This window comes from Shewanella sairae (assembly GCF_023283535.1).
Taxonomy (GTDB): Bacteria; Pseudomonadota; Gammaproteobacteria; order Enterobacterales; family Shewanellaceae; genus Shewanella; species Shewanella sairae.
In genome coordinates this window covers 1-20,507 of sequence record NZ_JAKILT010000025.1, presented here as the reverse complement: position 1 = coordinate 20,507, position 20,507 = coordinate 1, and the positions used below count along the sequence as shown (strand labels likewise).

The window sequence follows — 20,507 nt, the reverse complement described above, 5'->3', positions numbered from 1 at the left end:
AGTTCCGTAAACAAGAAAACCCCTAGAAGGGGTTTTCTTTATTCCACTAAAGTTTACTTAGCTGGTGACTCATCAGCTTCGCTGACGTCAGGCTTGTCTTCTTTAGTTTCCTTGATCTCTTCTTTCTTTTCAGAAGAAGTATCATTGTTGTCTTTGTCGTTTGACTGCTGATCTTTTTCCCACTCAGCAGGCATACGTACTTCACGACGTTCCATTAGGTCATCAATTTGATTGGCGTCAATGGTTTCGTACTTCATCAATGCATCTTTCATCGCATGTAGAATATCCATATTTTCAGTTAAGAAAGTATGAGCACGTTGATAGTTAGCATCAATTAATTGCTTCACTTCAGCGTCGATAATACGAGCGGTGTCATCAGACATATGCTGAGATTTACCCATGCTGCGTCCAAGGAACACTTCATTTTCATCTTCAGCGTAAAGTACTGGACCTAACTTGTCAGAGAAGCCCCACTGGGTAACCATGTTACGCGCAATAGATGTTGCATACTTAATGTCTTGCGATGCACCTGTCGATACTTTTTCACTGCCGTAGATAATATCTTCAGCAATACGTCCGCCATATGCAACCGAAATTTGACTCTCAAGTTTACGACGGCTTTGGCTGATTGCATCAGCTTCCGGCAAGAAGAACGTCACACCAAGCGCACGACCACGAGGAATAATAGTCACCTTGTGCACAGGGTCGTGCTCAGGGACTAAACAACCTACGATTGCATGACCCGCTTCATGATAAGCCGTCATCTCTTTTTCGTCTTCAGACATCACCATAGTCCGGCGCTCAGCACCCATCATGATTTTGTCTTTTGCACTTTCAAACTCTTCCATACCTACAACACGGCGGCTGTTACGAGCAGCAAATAATGCCGCTTCGTTTACAAGGTTCGCAAGGTCTGCACCAGAGAAACCTGGTGTACCACGAGCAATAACACTTGCTTTTACGCCGTCAGCCAAAGGCACTTTGCGCATATGCACTTTAAGAATTTGCTCACGACCACGTACGTCTGGTAAACCAACAACTACCTGACGGTCAAAACGGCCTGGACGAAGTAGTGCAGCATCAAGTACGTCTGGACGGTTAGTCGCGGCGATAACAATAATACCTTCGTTACCTTCGAAACCATCCATCTCAACTAGCATTTGGTTAAGTGTTTGCTCACGCTCATCGTGACCACCACCAACACCAGCGCCACGTTGACGACCTACAGCATCGATTTCATCGATAAAGATAATACAAGGTGCAGATTTCTTCGCTTGCTCGAACATGTCACGTACACGAGATGCACCAACACCCACAAACATTTCTACGAAGTCAGAACCTGAAATAGTAAAGAATGGTACTTTCGCTTCACCAGCAATCGCCTTAGCAAGCAAAGTTTTACCTGTACCAGGTGGGCCTACTAACAACACACCTGTTGGAATACGGCCACCTAGCTTCTGGAACTTAGTCGGCTCTTTTAGGTAATCAACCAATTCTTTAACGTCTTCTTTTGCTTCGTCACAACCTGCAACGTCACCAAAAGTCGTTTTAATTTGGTCTTCGCTCATCAATTTGGCTTTACTCTTACCAAATGACATCGCGCCTTTACCGCCACCGCCTTGCATCTGACGCATGAAGAATATCCACACACCGATTAGCAATAGCATTGGGAACCAAGAAATAAAGATTTGGGTTAAGAAACCCGACTCTTCAGCCTCTTGGCCTTTCATCATGATGCCTTTACGGTCAAGATCATTGATTAAATCAAGATCTGGCATTGGCATGATGGTGACAAACTTTTCACCGGTTGTGGTTGTTCCTTCAATGGTACGTTGATCGCTCTTTACTTCGACAGTATTAATCTGCCCAGAACGAACATCGTCTAAAAAGGTTGAATAATCCATCTTCGTCTTAGTTGAAGAAGAGGGGGAATAGCCCTGAAAAACTGACATCAACACTACAGCGATGACAACCCAGAGAATTAAATTTTTTGCCATGTCACTCAAATTACTCGACCTCTTTTAAAGTCTTTCGAAAACAAATGTTAGAGTACTTACGATAGATTACTATAACTTGTAGCCTGTCGCCACAAGATAGACTTCACGAGAACGCGGTCTCGAAGAGTCAGGCTTACGTGTTTTAACCGTTTTAAACGCCTCTTTAACCGCTTTCATGTATTCATCAAAGCCCTCCCCCTGAAAGACTTTAACTGCAAAACAACCGTTTGGTGCCAATACTTGATGGCACATATCTAACGCAAGCTCTACTAAATACATGGCTCGAGGTTGGTCAACGCCACCAGAACCACTCATATTAGGTGCCATATCAGACAGCACCACATCAACTTTAGCATCACCAACACGGGTTAATAATGCATCCAGTACTTTTTCTTCGCGAAAATCGCCCTGTAGGAAATCAACACCAACGATAGGGTCCATAGGTAAAATATCGCATGCGATAACTTTGCCTTTGTCTCCGGCTAATTTAACCGCTATTTGCGACCAACCACCCGGTGCAGCACCTAAATCGACAACTGTCATTCCCTGCCGAATGAGTTTATCTTTTTCTTGGATCTCTTCAAGCTTAAAGGCCGCACGTGACCTTAAACCGCGCTTTTGCGACAGTTTGACATAGTGATCGTCGAAATGTTCCTGCATCCAGCGAGAGGAGCTAGCCGTTCGTTTTTTTCCTGACATTTAAAATCCGCAACAAAATTGAGAGTTACACAAAGCATATATAAGGGTAGAATAGCGGGTTTTCAACAGTAACTCAGCATAAAGTTGGTATAAATGAACTTAACAACCAAACAAAAACAGCACTTAAAAGGCTTAGCGCACAGTCTCAAGCCTGTAGTGATGCTTGGTGGCAACGGCTTGACTGAAGGTGTACTGGCTGAAATTGATAATGCACTTTCTTATCATGAATTGATTAAAGTGAAAGTAGCCTCTGGTGACAGAGAACTTAAAAACGCTATCGTAGATGCCATTGTACGTGAAACTAAAGCTGAAAAAGTACAGCTTATCGGTCACGTTCTAGTACTGTTCCGTCAGTCTGAAGAAATGAAAATTGCTGTGCCAAAGGCAAAGTAATTAGCAAAGACAGCTTTAATCTTTATCGCTGTCAATGCAAGATAAATAAAAAGAGCCGCTGATTAATCAGCGGCTCTTTTTTTATCCTATGTTTATACGAATAAAATTCTACGGCGTGTCACTAATCGGCGTTACCTCATAGTGTTCTGCTTTAACTTTCAATAATTCAGGCAGACACGTTCCTACCGAAATTGACGACAAGGTGCCAATCATAATCCCGAGAAACATGGCAATAGAGAAGCCTTGTAAAGGTGCTCCACCCATAATCCACAGCGCGCCAACGGTAAACAAGGTTGTACCGCTGGTCACCATAGTCCTTGAGAAAGTTGCTTTAACTGCGCTACTACAAATCTCATCAGTGGCCATTTTCGGCTTAGCAATTAATACCTCACGCACTCTGTCCGCAATCACAATCGAATCGTTAAGTGAATAACCTAAAATAGCCAACACCGCCGCTAAAATGGTTAAGTTAAACTCCATCTGAGTTAATGAGAAAAACGCCAGTACAAATATGACATCGTGAAATAGCGCGAGCAAGGCTCCACTTGCCAGACGCCATTCAAAGCGAAAGCTCAAATAAGCTAAGATACATAACATCGCCGCCAATAACGCTAATCCGCCCTGCTCTGCTAGCTCCTGCCCAATTTGTGGTCCAACAATGCTGGAATTAAGCACTTCAACATCATTAGTTAAGGGTGCCAATACCGTTTTGATATCCCCCGTTGCGGCATTATCCACTTTTGCGTAACGCAGTACCCAACGCCCTGGCTCTCCAGCCGAGATAACACTGACTTCTTGTGCAGACCCTTGTCCTAATAACTGACTAATTTGTTCAGACTTTATTTTTGGATCAATTTTTACCTCGGTGACAACACCACCAGTAAAATCCAGTCCCCAGTTAAAGCCATTAACCAAAATAATTGCGATTGACGACAGCATAATCAGTAAAGATGCCAGGCTCGAAAGGTAACGTGCTTTAGTTAATGTGCTTAAGCTTTTTAAATTTTGGCGATTAATAATATTCATTTTGATTACACCTTCACGTTACGACTAAAGTCACGACCATAAACCCAGTTAACCAATGCGCGAGATGCAAATATCCCAGTAAACATACTAGTCAAAAGCCCCAAGCCCAGTGTTAACGCGAAGCCTTGAATAGGCCCATTACCAATGGCATAAAGCACAACAGCAGTGATCATGGTGGTGAAGTTAGCATCGACAATGGTTGAAAAGGCACTATCAAATCCTCTATCTATCGCGTGTGCAAAACTGCGCCCCTCTTTTAGCTTGTCTTTTATTCGCTCAAAAATAAGTACGTTGGTATCAACAGCCATACCAACAGTAAGTACTAACCCCGCAATGCCAGGTAAAGTCAGTACAGCGCCGGGGATTAATGCCATCAAGCCAAAAATGAGAATCATATTTGCCATCAAAGCGACATTGGCGATCCAACCTAAACGGCGATACCACAGCCCCATAAACAACAAAGTTACCCCCATCCCCAGAGCGAGAGCCGAAAAGCCATTGGTAATATTTTCTTCACCTAGGCTCGGGCCAATAGTACGCTCCTCTACAATGGTCACAGGTGCTGTCATTGAACCCGCTCGAAGCAACAGCGCCAGTTGTTGCGCCTCATCATAATCCCCCGCCCCAGTAATACTAAAGCGGTCCCCAAGTTGTGCCTGAATGGTCGCGACGCTAATCACCTCAGTGGTTTGTCTGATTTGGCCATTATCATCACGACTATATTCACTATATGACGTCGCCATTGGTTTACCGATATTATCCCGAGAAAAGTCAGACATCATTCTGCCGCCGTCGCGATCAAGATGGATGACCACCTCAGGCAACCCCATTTCTCCGAGCGACGCACGGGCATCGACAATATGCTCGCCGCCTAATACGGGACGCCTTGCTACATATACTGGCTCGCCTTGCTCATCTTTTAAGGTTTTAGCATTAACAGAACCCGCTTGTTTCACCTGATAAAAAGCTAAACTCGCGGTCGCACCAATCACAGATTTAGCTGCTGCAGGATCTTGTACACCTGGCAGTTCAATGCGGATCCTGTGTTCACCTTGACGCTGAACAACCGCTTCAGTAATGCCAAGCTGCTCAATGCGACTGCGCATAATTTGCAGGTTTTGGGTAACCGTAAGATTGCGAATATTAATTTTTTCAGCATCAGAGATATCAAGGCTTAAACCACGCTCTCCAGAATTAGACATTTGCCAGTTAGGGTATTGTTGACTGACGAAGTCTCTTATCGCTGCTCGCTGCTGCAGATCTTTAGTCGTAATATTTACACTACCATCCACTTGATACTGCACAGCCACGCCATACAGGTCACTGGTGCGCACAAACTGACGTACAGAGTCGACAAAGGTACTGTAGTGCAGCTTGTACACTGGCTCTATTTCAACATCGAGTAAAAACTGCACGCCGCCGCGCAGATCAAGGCCAAGCTTAATAGGGGAGAAACCAAGGTATAACAACCAATTAGGGGCTGCAGGCGCTAACGTTAATGTCAGTTTAGAAGGGTCGTTAACTTGACTCGTTAACAAGGTTTTTAGTTGGCTTTGCTGACTATTGTCGCCAAGCACAACCAAGGTATCACCTTGAGACTGGTCGATACGTTTAACGCTGATACCATTTGAGATAAGTAATTGGTGTAGCTCGAGTGGGTTAACTTTTAACTGTGCTTCAGGACTAATTTGCACTGCAGCATCTTCACCGAAAAATGTCGGTAATGCACTAAACAGCATCACCATAACAGTGACGATAAGCAGCACATATTTCCAAGCTGAATAATGGTTTAATAAGGTCGGACTATTTTGTTGTCGCATATTTCTCTCTTCACTTTAACGTAAGTGAGGATCACCAAAGAGAGACTGGTTAATCAATGCCAGTAACTCATTAGTAATCGAGTAGCTATCGAGAAATATGTCATAGCCAAAAACCTAGCCAGAACAAACCGTCATATTTAGCTGCCAAATTTATCCCCTTAGAATCAAAATATTAAGGGCATTAACACGAGGACTCACCATACTATGACTTGCTAGCATCAAGCTTCATTGTCTCCTAGTGACAGCAACACATAGAATTTCAGTGTTTACAATCGACTAAGCAAGCAATGCAAGCATCATCTAGGCTAGTAGTCACAACGACGAATCACAGCTAATAATGCAGACGGTATTTCTCGATAACGAATTAAAAGGTTAAATAAGGTTTAATTCGATAACCAAGCGGTATATCTCTGCTTAGCTAGCAAGACGAGATTGAGAGAAACGATAGAGGGTATTGGTCTCTTTCCATGCGGAAAGACGATTGGAAGGGCTAGCAATATGCAGTGCCCATTCAACGGCTGGCGCCATATCCACCCGGTACCCCACAGTAAAGCAAGGCACTGGAGGCACTGAAAACTCAAAGGCGAGTTGATAGTCTGGTCGGCTCTGTAACGGATCGTGTTGCGAGAAACTAATAAAACGCTGCGAAACTAACGGCGCATATTCAGAGTCTCTATTATCGGTATTTTTTGCCGGTGTGTCTTTAAGAGTGAGTGGTATACCTAGGCGACTTTGTGCTTCGCTATCCACATAAAGCATCTCCAAGACATTAGTAGGCTGATTGGAAATATCAGAAGTCGAATGGAAATCAACGGCTAATATCTGAGACTGTGGCAGGTTGTTTTGGTTTAATTCAGACGCACTTGTTGTAACAGGAGTAAATAATCCCCCCGCTATCAATAACAAGATAAGCCCAAACCGCCAAAATAACTGCACTCACTACCTTTAAAATATCTTTAGATTACCACGCATACTAAACCCTACTAGAGCGCTATACAAATGATTATTCGGTGTTTATACCAATTTCATCCATAAAAAAACCGCTAAAAAGCGGTTTTTTTAATATTATGAAGTCTGGACTCTAGTCGCCTTTTAAGCCTAGTTAGCTTAAATAAGCAAACTTAGATATAGTCGACTTTAATGATTTCAAAATCGTTAGTGCCGCCTGGCGTTACGATTGAGATCTCATCATCTAAGTTCTTACCAATTAGACCACGTGCAATTGGTGAACTAACAGATAGCAGGTTTTCTCTAATGTTAGCTTCATCTTCACCGACAATGCGATAAGTCACTTCTTCGTCTGTATCAACATTTAAAATGGTGACAGTTGAACCGAAGATTACGCGGCCATTGTTAGCCATAGTAGTCACATCGATGATCTGCGCGTGCGACAACTTACCTTCAATATCTCTTACACGTGCTTCACATAAACCCTGTTCTTCACGGGCAGCGTGATATTCAGCATTTTCTTTTAAGTCGCCTAATTCGCGCGCTTCGCCAATTGCTTCGGCAATCTTTGGACGACGCTCAAATTTAAGGTGATCTAATTCTTTGCGCAGCTGTGCAGCACCGACAATGGTCATTGGAACCGTACTCATAAGCTTCTTTCGTCTCCTTTAAAACAAAAGCAGGCCCCACTGAATTAAGTATCAGCGAGGAAAAATCTGGTGGAATTACGTTATTGTAAACGCAGAGGGCAACCGATGCACCCTAATCTGTACTTGCTCACGAGATCAATAACGGTTGAACTAAATTTATCGCCGTAAAATCTCATTCGCCTTGCTTGATAAAAAAATGCATGCCGCAATGAAATAGCAAACAGTACAAGAAAGTAGAGCTTACTCAACCTTCAACGCAGTTGCTAGCAAAGCCGCATAAATTTTTATTTAATATCTGTTCTATCGCAGCGATTAGCATCAAATAATAAAAAAGGCCGCTATTCGCGGCCTTTTATTTCAAGCTTCGCTTAACTTACTTAGTAATACGCTTATGCAGCTCTTGTACTGATGTCACATTCGAGCGGTCATCCGCAGAGTGTGCCATACAAGTTGCAAAGGCAGCATTCAAAGTCGTTGTATAGTTAACTTTGTAACGCAGTGCACCACGACGTAGCTGACGTGAGTCTTCAATCGCCTTACGACCTTCAGTCGTGTTAACAATATAGGTGTACTCACCATTCTTGATACGGTCAAGAATGTGTGGACGACCTTCATGTACCTTGTTAACTAAGCGTGGGTTAATGCCCGCTTCGCCTAAGATAACTGCAGTACCGTGAGTGGCGTCAATTTGGTAACCAAGCTCAATTAATTGAGCAGCCAAATCAGCTACACGTGCTTTGTCGCTATTACGAACTGACAATAATGCACGGCCAGACTTAGGTACCTCAGAAGTCGCACCCAGCTGTGCTTTAGCATAGGCTTCTGCAAACGTGTCACCCACACCCATAACTTCACCGGTTGAGCGCATTTCAGGGCCAAGCAGTGGGTCAACACCAGGGAACTTGTTAAACGGCAATACCACTTCTTTTACAGAGTAGAATGGCGGAATAACTTCTTCGGTGAAGTTCTGTGACTTAAGGCTTTGACCTGCCATCACACGTGCTGCAATCTTAGCTAATGGTACACCAGTCGCTTTCGATACAAATGGCACGGTACGCGCTGCACGAGGGTTAACTTCAATCATGTAGATCTCGTTATCCTTCACCGCAAACTGCACATTCATTAGACCTACTACGCCTAACTCCATTGCCAGTTTACCCACTTGCTCACGCATGCGGTCTTGAATGTCTTGGCTTAGGCTATATGGCGGAAGTGAACAACCAGAGTCACCAGAGTGAACACCCGCTTGTTCGATATGCTCCATGATTGAACCAATCACAACAGTTTCGCCATCACACACTGCATCGATGTCGATTTCGATTGCGTTGTCTAGGAAACGGTCAAGTAGCACTGGAGACGCGTTAGATACACTTACCGCTTCGTTAAAGTAACGACGCAAGTCCTGCTCGTCATAGACGATTTCCATTGCGCGGCCACCAAGTACATAAGATGGACGAACAACAAGTGGGTAACCGATACGCTCAGCAGAAATAACTGCGCCTTCAACTGTGGTTACAGTATCGTTTTCAGGCTGCTTCATGCCTAAACGTTCAATCGCCTGCTGGAAACGCTCACGGTCTTCAGCGCGGTCGATTGCATCTGGGCTGGTACCAATAATCGGTACACCAGCAGCTTCTAGGTCACGTGCTAATTTAAGTGGTGTTTGACCACCGTACTGCACGATAACGCCTTTTGGCTTCTCGATACGCACGATTTCAAGCACATCTTCAAATGTCACTGACTCGAAGTACAAGCGATCTGATGTGTCGTAGTCGGTAGAAACCGTTTCAGGGTTACAGTTAACCATGATGGTTTCATAGCCGTCTTCACGTAGCGCTAACGCCGCGTGCACACAACAGTAATCAAACTCAATACCTTGACCAATACGGTTTGGACCGCCACCTAGTACCATGATTTTGTCACGGTTAGACGGGTTGGCTTCACACTCTTCTTCATAAGTAGAGTACATGTAAGCCGTATCAGTTGAGAATTCAGCCGCACAGGTATCAACACGCTTGTAAACTGGGTGGATTTCGAAACGAGTACGTAGCTTACGTACTTCAGTTTCGCTTACACCAGCAAGTGCTGCTAGACGCGAATCTGCAAAACCTTTGCGCTTAAGCTTACGTAAGAAATCTTCATTCAAACCAGCAAGACCGGCTTCAGCAACGTCTGCTTCAGATTTAAGTAAGTCTTCAAGTTGCACAAGGAACCATGGGTCGATGTTAGTTAGACCAAAGATATCTTCAACAGAAAGACCGGCACGGAATGCGTCAGCAATATACCAAATACGCTCTGCGCCTGGCTCTTTAAGCTCATGACGAATGCGAGATAATGCTTCTGGATCTGCCAAGTCGATTTGTGGACACAAACCATTCTTGCCAACTTCAAGGCCGCGAAGCGCTTTTTGCAGTGACTCTTGGAATGTACGACCAATCGCCATCACTTCACCCACAGACTTCATCTGTGTGGTTAGACGGTCGTTTGCACCGGCAAATTTCTCGAAGTTAAAGCGAGGAATTTTAGTCACAACATAATCGATTGCAGGTTCAAATGATGCAGGAGTCGCGCCGCCAGTAATGTCGTTGCTTAACTCATCAAGTGTAAAGCCTACTGCTAGCTTGGCTGCAATCTTAGCAATTGGGAAACCCGTTGCTTTAGATGCCAATGCAGATGAGCGCGATACACGTGGGTTCATCTCGATGATAACCATGCGGCCATCTTTCGGGTTGATACCAAACTGTACGTTTGAACCACCAGTTTCAACACCAATCTCACGTAGAACCGCTAGCGATGCATTACGCATCAACTGGTATTCTTTATCCGTTAGTGTTTGTGCTGGCGCAACAGTGATTGAGTCACCAGTGTGCACACCCATTGGGTCAAAGTTTTCGATTGCACAAACAATAATACAGTTATCGTTGCGGTCGCGAACCACTTCCATCTCGTACTCTTTCCAACCAATCAAAGATTCGTCGATAAGCAGTTCGTTAGTTGGCGATAACTCAAGACCTTGAGAACAGATATCCTCAAACTCTTCTTTGTTATAGGCGATACCGCCGCCGCTGCCACCCATGGTGAAAGACGGACGAATAATACATGGGAAGCCAACTTGGTCTAATACACCGTAAGCCTCTTCCATATTATGTGCGATACCCGCACGCGGACACTCAAGACCAATCGACTTCATTGCTTTGTCGAAACGGCTACGGTCTTCCGCTTTGTCGATTGCATCGGCAGTTGCGCCAATCATATCAACGTTAAACTCTTTTAGTACGCCGCGGCTTTCAAGCTCAAGTGCACAGTTAAGTGCAGTCTGGCCGCCCATTGTTGGCAAAATCGCGTCAGGACGCTCTTTAGCAATAATGTTACGTACAACTTCCCAGTGGATCGGTTCGATGTATGTCGCATCGGCCATCTCTGGATCAGTCATAATCGTTGCAGGGTTAGAGTTAACTAGAATAACTCGGTAGCCTTCTTCGCGTAGGGCTTTACAGGCTTGGGCGCCTGAGTAGTCAAACTCACAGGCTTGACCAATTACGATTGGTCCAGCACCTAGGATAAGAATACTCTTTATATCTGTACGTTTTGGCATTGCTTAAATCTTCTCCCGGATGAAGTTACTACTTGGCGTTTTTACGGTACAACTCAATCAAATCAATGAAGTGATTGAATAACGGCGCAGCATCGTGTGGTCCAGGGCTCGCCTCAGGGTGGCCTTGGAAACTAAATGCTGGCTTATCAGTTAGGTGAATACCTTGCAAAGAGCCATCGAACAGTGACTTGTGGGTCACTTTAATGTTGGCTGGCAGTGTGGTTTCATCAGCAGCAAAACCGTGGTTTTGGCTGGTGATCATTACATTGCCTTGCTCGATATTACTCACTGGGTGGTTAGCACCATGGTGACCAAACTTCATTTTCAGTGTTTTAGCACCTGAAGCTAACGCTAATAACTGGTGACCCAAACAGATACCGAAAACAGGAATGTCTGTTTTTAAGATCTCTTGGATTGCAGCAATAGCATAATCACATGGCTCTGGGTCGCCAGGACCGTTCGATAGGAAAACCCCATCTGGGTTCATCGCTAGCACTTCGCTAGCAGGAGTTTGTGCAGGTACTACAGTCACATCACAACCGCGATCAACCAACATACGTAAGATGTTGCGCTTAACACCATAGTCGTAGGCTACCACTTTATACTTAAGTTCAGCTTCAGCTGTGTCAGATGGCAAACCGCCAACTAAACGCCAGCTACCGCTGCGCCATGAGTACGTTTCGTTTGTGGTGACTTCTTTAGCTAAATCCATGCCTTTAAGACCAGGGAAGGCTTTAGCTGCAGCTAGCGCTTTAGCTTCATCTAAATCACCAACCATGATGCAACCGGCTTGAGCACCTTTTTCGCGTAGGATACGAGTTAATTTACGAGTATCGATATCAGCAATACCAACAACGTTGTTAGCGATCAAATAATCGCTTAAAGATTGCTGATTTCGAAAGTTACTTGCCACTAATGGCAAGTCTCGAATGATAAGGCCACAAGCATGAACAGAATCAGATTCTGTATCTTCTTCATTGGTACCAGTATTACCAATATGTGGATAAGTGAGGGTGACCATTTGACGTGAATATGATGGATCAGTCAAAATTTCTTGGTAACCAGTCATTGAAGTGTTAAATACTACTTCACCAACAGACATCCCTTCAGCACCAATTGCAGTGCCAGAAAAAATTGTTCCATCTTCAAGTACGAGTAAGGCAGACTTTGTCAACGCGACCTCCGGAAAGAGCCAAATCATTGAAATTAATTGTTTTTTATATGTTTTTAAAATACCAACTTTCGCTAAAATGCAAAATTTTGACAAATTCCGCCGATTATATATGTAAAACCCAAACCTGTCCATAGTACAGATAATAAATTTGTCAAAAAAATTTTTAGCAAAAAAAAACCGCTAATAGCGGTTTTAAATAATTATGCTTTCAAGCCTAAGACTTGCTGCATATCATAAAGCCCGGCATTTTGCTCCACGAGCCAAGCTGCAGCGCGCATTGCGCCATTAGCAAAGGTCATGCGGCTTGAGGCTTTATGAGTAATTTCTAAACGTTCGCCGATATCAGCAAACAGAGCAGTGTGCTCACCAACGATGTCACCAGCGCGTACGGTTGCAAACCCTATGGTTCCTCTGTCGCGCTCACCGGTAATACCTTCGCGGCCATAAACGGCACATTTTTCTAAATCACGGCCCAATGTTTCGGCAATCACTTCGCCCATTTTAAGCGCGGTGCCTGACGGCGCATCTTTCTTATATCTGTGGTGGCCTTCGATGATCTCGATATCACTGTAATGGCCCATTACCTCTGCAGCTACTTCAAGTAGTTTCCACATCAGGTTAACGCCAACAGCCATATTCGGCGCCATCACAATTGGCACCTGATCCGCATAAGCTAAAATTTGCTCTTTTTGAGCATGATTGAACCCGGTGGTGCCGATTACGATTGCTTTGCCATGTTTCGCACACCAATCGGTATGAACCACACTGGCTTCTGGCGAGGTGAAATCAATTAGCACGTCAAAATCATTAACGGCTTTATCAAGTGAATCGGTAATCGCAACATTCATTGCTCCAACACCAGCAAGCTCACCCGCATCAACACCCATAAGGGTCGATCCCGCTCGTTCAATCGCAGCACCTAACAAAATAAATTCATTTTGCTTTGCCGCCTCAATAAGAGTACGTCCCATACGGCCGCTGCCGCCGGTGATTGCCACTCTTACGCGTTCAGTCATCTCAGTGTCTCCCTGCAAATGTCAAAAAAAAGCCTAAGTATTAACTTAGGCTTATTATCTTTATTAGAGAATATCTAATAATTCAACTTCAAATACTAAAGTTGAGTAAGGTGGGATCGCAGCGCCAGCGCCACGTTCACCGTATGCTAGGTGCTGTGGTACAAACAGTCTCCACTTCGAACCAGTAGGCATAAGTTGTAGTGCTTCAGTCCAACCAGCGATAACGCCAGATACTGGGAATTCAGCAGGCTCACCACGAGCAACAGAGCTATCGAATACGTCACCAGAGATGAAAGTACCGTGGTAGTGAGTACGTACAGTTGAATCATAACCAGGCTTGTCGCCGTTACCTTCAGTGATGATTTCGTACTGTAGACCAGACTCTAAAGTGACAACGCCTTCACGAGCACCGTTGTCAGCAAGGTACTTATCGCCTTCTTCTGACGCAGCAGCTGCAGCAGCTTCTTGAACTTTCTGGATACGTTGGCTGATTTCAGTGAATGCAATTTGCATATCTTGCATAGATACAACGCTTTCTTTACCTTCGAATGCGTCAGATAGACCCAATTGAACAGCAGAAATATCGATACCTTCAAACGAGTTAGCGGCTAGTTGCTCACCTAGTTGACGACCAACACCGTAGCTTGCTTGACCTTCAATTGTACTGAACTTATCAGACATAATGATTGTACTCTCAATGATTCAATGAATTTTCGCGCCGAACTTTATCATAATCTCTGTGATATTGCCCTAAAAACTGTCGCTATTTTGCCCTTTGACAAGTATTTTTCACACTCGATTTGCTCATCAGATATAAAGGCTGCGCTTTTGCCTGCAATTGTGCAATACGCTGACCATGGGATGGGTGAGTTGAAAGTAACTCGGGGCCCTGCTCTCCGCCGGCTTTTGACATGTTTTTCCAAAGCTCGACACTTTGCGCAGGATCAAAGCCTGCTTTTGCCATCAGCTCAACCCCGATAATATCGGCTTCTGACTCTTGGTTACGACCATAAGGTAATATGTAGCCCACTTGCACGCCTAAACCTAACGCTGCCATGTATAGATCTTTATCGGCAATCCCCCCAGCTCCAAGGGCAATATCGGCAAGCTGCATCCCCGCACCGGTTAATTTGGCACGTGATACCTGCTCATTACTATGGTTAGCCAAAACGTGTGCCACTTCATGCCCAATAACGGTAGCAAGCTGATCTTGGTTTACCGCTACATTAAGCAAGCCGGTATATACACCAATATGCCCACCTGGCAGCGCAAAGGCATTGACCTGTTCAGATTCAAATATAACCACTTCCCAAGGTAAGCCTTGGTCAGGCAAGGCAGCGGTAATTCTGTTAGCCACACAATTAACATAGGCATTGACTGCTTTATCTTGGCTGACTTTTTCTTGTTGCTTAATTTGTGAAAATGACGCGTCACCAAGCTGCGACATCTCTTGAGACGAAAACAGTAAGGTTTGCCCACGCCCTGTTGGTGATTGAGTGGTTGCGCAGCCCGAGGTGATTAATACAGAAAGAAGTAATAGTGGAAAGACTTTCATCAATGGTAGTCCTTTGTATTGCTAGACCAATATTTAGGTTCTAAAAAGATTCTATAAAACTTTCATTATTTTTTGACTCTAGAGTCAATATCACAATTAATACCAATCAGAATAAACATTTAGTCACTCAGCGAGAATTTAGCGGTTTTGAGGCAAGGTCATTAAGTGCTCCTGCTTTAATGACATTCACCACATCCATGTGGTTTGCAACGAGCGAAGGGCATAGTTAAACTAGGTTCAAGTTCCCTCTTTGTTTATTATGAGTCACAGCATCAGAATCGCTAAAACTCGCCAGTCTGGAACGTTTTTGGCTGCCTACTTCTGCGTTGAATAGATTTATAAGGGAATAACCATTATTGCAGCTATTCGCCTTGAATTAGTTTGCCAAAAATCGTTCTGAGCTGATCAAATTCTTATACTGATTGGTATAAGTTATACCGATTTGTATTAATTAAAGAGCGATTTTTGTTGTTCCATAAAAAAACCTCGCAAAGCGAGGTTTTATAAATTTAATTTCAGCGATAGCGCTTTGAAATAAAATTAGCTATTCAGATCTTGAAAAAACTTCTTCACACCATCGAAGAAACCTTCAGCCTTAGGGCTGTGCTTCTTAGACTGGCCTGTTAATGTTTCTTCAAATTCGCGTAGTAGCTCTTTTTGACGTTCATTAAGGTTGACTGGTGTTTCCATCACAACCTTACATAGCAAGTCACCTACAGCATGGCTGCGCACTGACTTAACGCCTTTACCGCGCATACGGAACATGCGGCCAGTTTGCGTTTCAGCAGGGATCTTAAGGTTAACTTTGCCATCAAGTGTTGGCACTTCAATCTCACCGCCTAAAGCTGCTTTGCTGAACGAGATTGGCACTTCGCAGTAAAGGTTGTTGCCATCACGCTGGAAGATTGCATGTTCACGCACGCTAACTTGCACGTATAGATCACCTGGAGGTGCGCCATACTCGCCCGCTTCACCTTCGCCAGAAAGACGAATGCGATCGCCAGTATCAACACCAGCTGGGATTTTAACTGAAAGAGTCTTGCTCTTTTCAACGCGACCTTCACCATGACACTTGTTGCAAGGATCTTTAATGATCTTGCCACGGCCATGACAGGTAGGACAGGCTTGCTGCACCGCGAAGAAACCTTGACGCATCTGTACTTGGCCTTGACCATGACAGGTACCACAAGTGGTTGGTGAAGAGCCTTTCTTAGCGCCACTGCCGTCACAAACATCACAAGCTGCAAGCGTAGGAATGCGTAGTTCTTTGGTTAAACCACGAACCGCTTCTTCAAGCGATAATTCAAGGTTGTAACGCAAATCGCTACCGCGCGCAGCTTGACGTTGACCACCGCGGCGTCCGCCACCGAAGATATCGCCAAATACATCGCCAAACACATCACCGAAATCTGCGCCGCCGCCATAGCCACCGCCGCCACGATTAGGATCAACGCCTGCATGACCAAACTGATCATAAGCCGCTTTCTTGTCGCTATCGGTTAGAATTTCGTAAGCTTCTTTAACTTCTTTAAAGTTAGCTTCAGCCTCTTTATCACCCGGATTACGGTCTGGGTGAAATTTCATTGCTAAACGCTTATAAGCTTTCTTAATTTCGCGTTCGCTAGTGTCACGTCCGACACCTAATACTTCGTAATAATCGCGCTTTGACATAATTTTAATTTCTTTAGCTAAAGTTGCACAAACGGGCGTTAGAGTTTCCTCATAACGCCCGCTACAATAATTTAGGAGTTACCCGTCATTATTTTTTGTCGTCTTTAACTTCTTCAAACTCAGCGTCAACTACGTCGTCATCTTGCTTAGCAGCTTGTGCTTCGCCTTCTGGTTGACCTTGTTGTGCTTGCGCTTTAGCTTGAGCGATTTCCATTAGCTTAGCAGACGCTTCCATTAGCTCTTGAGTAGACTTTTCAATCGCTTCTTTGTCATTGCCTTTAACAGCAGTTTCAACGTTAGCCATTGCCGCTTCAATCTTCTCTTTTTCGTCAGCTGGTAGTGCTTCACCCGCTTCTTCGATTTGCTTCTTAGTGCCGTGAACCATGCCATCAGCTTGGTTACGCGCTTGAACTAGCTCTTCGAACTTAGCATCTTCGTCAGCGTGTGCTTCAGCGTCACGAACCATAGCTTCAACTTCTTCATCACTTAGACCTGAAGAGGCTTTAATAGTGATGTTTTGTGCTTTACCCGTCTTCTTGTCTGTAGCAGATACATGCAAGATACCGTCAGCATCGATGTCGAAAGCAACTTCAATTTGTGGCATGCCACGTGGAGCAGCTTCGATACCTTCTAGGTTGAATTGACCTAGAGACTTGTTACCGCTTGATTGCTTACGCTCACCTTGAAGTACGTGAATTGTCACAGCACTTTGGTTGTCGTCAGCAGTCGAGAAAGTTTGTGAAGCTTTAGTCGGGATAGTGGTGTTCTTCTCGATAAGCTTAGTCATTACGCTACCCATAGTCTCAATACCTAGAGATAGTGGAGTAACGTCTAGTAGCAATACGTCTTTAACGTCGCCAGATAGCACGCCCGCTTGAACCGCAGCACCGATAGCAACCGCTTCGTCTGGGTTAACGTCTTGACGTAGTTCTTTACCGAAGAAAGCAGAAACCTCTTCACGAACTTTAGGCATACGTGTCTGACCACCAACAAGGATAACCTCGTTGATATCTGAAACAGATAGGTCAGCATCGGCTAGAGCAACTTTTAGCGGCTCTAAAGAACGTTTGATTAAGTCTTCAACTAGTGACTCAAGTTTTGCACGAGTGATTTTAACCACTAAGTGCTTAGGACCTGTTGCATCAGCAGTGATGTATGGCAGGTTAACTTCAGTTTGTGTTGTGCTTGATAGCTCGATCTTGGCTTTTTCTGCTGCTTCTTTTAGACGCTGCATTGCTAGTGGATCGTTACGTAGGTCAAGACCTTGCTCTTTTTTGAACTCGTCAGCAAGATACTTAATCATACGGTTATCAAAGTCTTCACCACCTAAGTGAGTGTCACCGTTTGTTGCAAGTACTTCGAACGTTTGCTCGCCATCAACGCTGTCGATTTCGATGATAGAGATATCGAATGTACCACCACCTAAGTCGTATACTGCAACGATGTTGTCGCCTTGCTTCTTATCGATACCGTAAGCTAGTGCAGCAGCTGTTGGCTCGTTGATGATACGCTTAACTTCAAGACCTGCGATGCGACCTGCATCTTTAGTAGCTTGACGTTGTGAATCGTTAAAGTAAGCAGGAACAGTAATAACCGCTTCTGTTACTTCTTCACCTAGGAAATCTTCTGCAGTCTTTTTCATCTTCTTTAAGATTTCAGCAGAGATTTGTGGTGGAGCCATTTTCTTGCCTTGAGCTTCAACCCATGCGTCGCCGTTGTCAGCGCCGATGATTTTGAATGGCATAATATCAACGTCACGTTGAACTTCGTCATCTTTAAAACGACGGCCAATAAGACGCTTAATAGCAAATACTGTGTTTGTTGGGTTTGTTACAGCCTGACGCTTTGCAGACTGACCAACTAAAGTTTCATCAGCAGTGTATGCGATGATTGAGGGTGTAGTACGATCGCCTTCAGCATTCTCCAATACGCGCGCTTTGTCGCCATCTAATACTGCAACACAAGAGTTAGTTGTGCCTAAATCGATACCAATAATTCTACCCATGGAGTCCTCCGAAAAACTTTTAAAAACTAAATTTGTTATCTGGTTTATGAAGTGGGGACAGACCGAATGCTTTTCAAGTCTTTTTATCACCCTAAATCTTCTCTTAACCCCTATATTGGGACGTTTAAGATGATTACAAGGGAGAAAATTAAAATTTATCTTAAGAGTGTATTAATTTGATCTAGGCAGTAGCCACAAAACCACCAAAAAACGTATAATGCATACAATCTAAGAGGTAGCGCATCCACCTGTATTTTTGTAGGCAGTGCGCTTAGTCGTCATCTCGTTGTAAGAGAAGTAAACATTGAAGCCATCAAACCAAGCCTACTTATACGGTATCGGCGCCATTTTTTTATGGTCTACCGTTGCAACCGCGTTTAAATTAGCCCTCGCTCACTACACACTACTACAATTAGTGTTCGTTGCTGTCACAACTTCTATTGTCGCTCTAGGTGCCATTTTAGTTGCCCAAAGAAAACTAGCGCTAATTAAGCAGCAGTTTGTCGCTCGCCCCTGGTTTTACCTGCAAACCGGCTTACTTAACCCCTTCTTATATTATTTGGTGTTATTTAAAGCCTACGATTTATTGCCAGCCCAACAAGCATTGTCACTTAACTATACTTGGGCAATTTTATTACCGCTTCTATCTGTGCCATTACTCGGACAAAAGTTACGTAAAAGCGATATTACTGCGGCATTAGTGGCGTATTGCGGTGTATTCTTTATCGCAACCAAGGGCAACATTACCGGAGTGCAATTTGAAAGCATGACTGGAGTGATATTGGCACTGACGAGTACCCTGCTATGGTCACTTTATTGGATAGTGAACACCAAAGATAAGGGCGATCCCGTGGTTAGCTTACTATTAAGCTTTTTAGTGGGGCTACCATTTATCATTGTTGCGCTATTACTGACGCAAACTTTACCAAGTTTAGATATGAAAGCCCTCATTGCGGGGGTTTACGTAGGTTTATTTGAAATGGGGGTCACTTTTGTATTGTGGTTAGTTGCACTTAAAAAAGCAGAACGCACCGCTAGTATCAGTACTTTAGTGTTTATTACACCGGTGATGTCGATTGGTTTTATTGCTTGGGTACTACAAGAAAGCATTGAAAAATCGACTTATATCGGCCTAGGACTGATTATCTTCGCCTTAGCCTTGCAACAAATTTTGCCAAAGATTGGTCAGTGGCGAACTAAAAGGCGCATTTCAGCTTAATCACTTGGATTATTGTGTGTCCAGACAATAAGAGCCGGCTAATAGCCGGCTTTTTTTATCTAAAAATTAGCGTAATAAATACGCTTTTTATAACGACCAAGCTAGGCTTAGTATTCTAAGACTTAAATTACACGGCCTTAGAGAACAAATCTTATTGGATAACGGACCTATTTAATAAGGCGCCAGAAAAAATACGTTAATTGACTGCAACTTAGGTAGGGTTTATCGATTTTTATTTGTAAAGTCAAATTGACCAAGGTATAAATAAACAACTGCGTAACAAAATGGATATTCGTTATGTATTACAAATATATGGATGCAACAAAAATATTTAAACAGCAAAAGTTTATTCGATTTATTCGGTTAAGCTCTATGTTGTTTGCCGTAGCAATGCTGGTATATGAAGTACAGCAAGAACGCACTTACTCTTGGTACTTTGCATTTCTTTATGGCTTCTTTTTAATCCCTTCACTCTATTTCACTGATGGAACCCATTATCGGCGACTTTTCCATATGCGTGACGTTATCAATCCATTACGCATATTTACTACGGTCATGGCCATCATCTATTTGATGCTCTATATACATCAAGCAGTAGTATATTGATGTCAATTTTACGTTTTCAACAACAAAAAAGCCGCATAATGCGGCTTAATTAGATGGTCCGCCTCACCCCTAAGCTAACCTTAGGGTTAGGCAATCAAAGAGGCGAACCATCATGTCTACTATTAAAGTAATT

The 20,507-nt window shown here is 43.8% G+C and carries 16 protein-coding genes; 3 read left to right on the top strand and 13 right to left on the bottom strand.

Going from position 1 to position 20,507, the window contains the following annotated elements; genetic code table 11:
- Positions 1-53: 53 nt before the first annotated feature.
- The gene (gene ftsH, locus L2748_RS11900) at positions 54-1,997 is read right to left on the bottom strand and encodes an ATP-dependent zinc metalloprotease FtsH (protein ID WP_276516281.1); all 1,944 of its coding nucleotides are present in this window, start codon (positions 1,995-1,997) and stop codon (positions 54-56) included.
- Between the two features lie 69 nt (positions 1,998-2,066).
- Complete coding sequence (gene rlmE / locus L2748_RS11895; protein WP_220780364.1) at positions 2,067-2,696, bottom strand: 23S rRNA (uridine(2552)-2'-O)-methyltransferase RlmE; 630 nt, start codon at positions 2,694-2,696, stop codon at positions 2,067-2,069.
- Between the two features lie 93 nt (positions 2,697-2,789).
- On the opposite strand from rlmE, the gene yhbY reads away from it, so the two are divergent.
- Positions 2,790-3,089, top strand: a complete 300-nt coding sequence (gene yhbY, locus L2748_RS11890) for a ribosome assembly RNA-binding protein YhbY (protein ID WP_220780365.1) — start codon at positions 2,790-2,792, stop codon at positions 3,087-3,089.
- 108 nt (positions 3,090-3,197) lie between these two features.
- On the opposite strand, the gene secF is transcribed toward yhbY, so the two are convergent.
- From secF to dnaK, 11 genes are all read right to left on the bottom strand, one after another.
- Positions 3,198-4,115: a protein translocase subunit SecF gene (gene secF / locus L2748_RS11885; protein ID WP_220780366.1), complete on the bottom strand. Its 918-nt coding sequence runs from the start codon at positions 4,113-4,115 to the stop codon at positions 3,198-3,200.
- A 5-nt stretch (positions 4,116-4,120) separates the two neighbouring features.
- The gene (secD, locus tag L2748_RS11880; protein WP_220780367.1) at positions 4,121-5,935 is read right to left on the bottom strand and encodes a protein translocase subunit SecD; all 1,815 of its coding nucleotides are present in this window, start codon (positions 5,933-5,935) and stop codon (positions 4,121-4,123) included.
- A 414-nt stretch (positions 5,936-6,349) separates the two neighbouring features.
- Complete coding sequence (locus L2748_RS11875) at positions 6,350-6,871, bottom strand: hypothetical protein (protein ID WP_220780368.1); 522 nt, start codon at positions 6,869-6,871, stop codon at positions 6,350-6,352.
- A gap of 185 nt (positions 6,872-7,056) precedes the next feature.
- Positions 7,057-7,533: a transcription elongation factor GreA gene (greA, locus tag L2748_RS11870; protein WP_220780369.1), complete on the bottom strand. Its 477-nt coding sequence runs from the start codon at positions 7,531-7,533 to the stop codon at positions 7,057-7,059.
- A 373-nt stretch (positions 7,534-7,906) separates the two neighbouring features.
- Positions 7,907-11,128, bottom strand: a complete 3,222-nt coding sequence (gene carB / locus L2748_RS11865) for a carbamoyl-phosphate synthase large subunit (RefSeq protein WP_220780370.1) — start codon at positions 11,126-11,128, stop codon at positions 7,907-7,909.
- 28 nt (positions 11,129-11,156) lie between these two features.
- A complete protein-coding gene (carA, locus tag L2748_RS11860; protein WP_220780371.1) occupies positions 11,157-12,329 on the bottom strand; it encodes a glutamine-hydrolyzing carbamoyl-phosphate synthase small subunit in 1,173 nt (390 codons plus the stop codon).
- 173 nt (positions 12,330-12,502) lie between these two features.
- Positions 12,503-13,318, bottom strand: a complete 816-nt coding sequence (gene dapB, locus L2748_RS11855) for a 4-hydroxy-tetrahydrodipicolinate reductase (protein ID WP_220780372.1) — start codon at positions 13,316-13,318, stop codon at positions 12,503-12,505.
- A gap of 63 nt (positions 13,319-13,381) precedes the next feature.
- Positions 13,382-13,999: a BamJ family beta-barrel-assembly machinery protein gene (locus tag L2748_RS11850; RefSeq protein WP_220780373.1), complete on the bottom strand. Its 618-nt coding sequence runs from the start codon at positions 13,997-13,999 to the stop codon at positions 13,382-13,384.
- A gap of 82 nt (positions 14,000-14,081) precedes the next feature.
- Positions 14,082-14,873, bottom strand: a complete 792-nt coding sequence (locus L2748_RS11845) for a M48 family metallopeptidase (RefSeq protein ID WP_220780374.1) — start codon at positions 14,871-14,873, stop codon at positions 14,082-14,084.
- Positions 14,874-15,413: 540 nt separating this feature from the next.
- The gene (gene dnaJ, locus L2748_RS11840; RefSeq protein WP_220783387.1) at positions 15,414-16,544 is read right to left on the bottom strand and encodes a molecular chaperone DnaJ; all 1,131 of its coding nucleotides are present in this window, start codon (positions 16,542-16,544) and stop codon (positions 15,414-15,416) included.
- Positions 16,545-16,632: 88 nt separating this feature from the next.
- A complete protein-coding gene (dnaK, locus tag L2748_RS11835; RefSeq protein WP_220783388.1) occupies positions 16,633-18,549 on the bottom strand; it encodes a molecular chaperone DnaK in 1,917 nt (638 codons plus the stop codon).
- Positions 18,550-18,853: 304 nt separating this feature from the next.
- On the opposite strand from dnaK, the gene L2748_RS11830 reads away from it, so the two are divergent.
- Positions 18,854-19,768, top strand: a complete 915-nt coding sequence (locus L2748_RS11830) for a DMT family transporter (RefSeq protein WP_220783389.1) — start codon at positions 18,854-18,856, stop codon at positions 19,766-19,768.
- Positions 19,769-20,065: 297 nt separating this feature from the next.
- Complete coding sequence (locus L2748_RS11825) at positions 20,066-20,374, top strand: hypothetical protein (protein WP_220783390.1); 309 nt, start codon at positions 20,066-20,068, stop codon at positions 20,372-20,374.
- Positions 20,375-20,507: the final 133 nt, after the last annotated feature.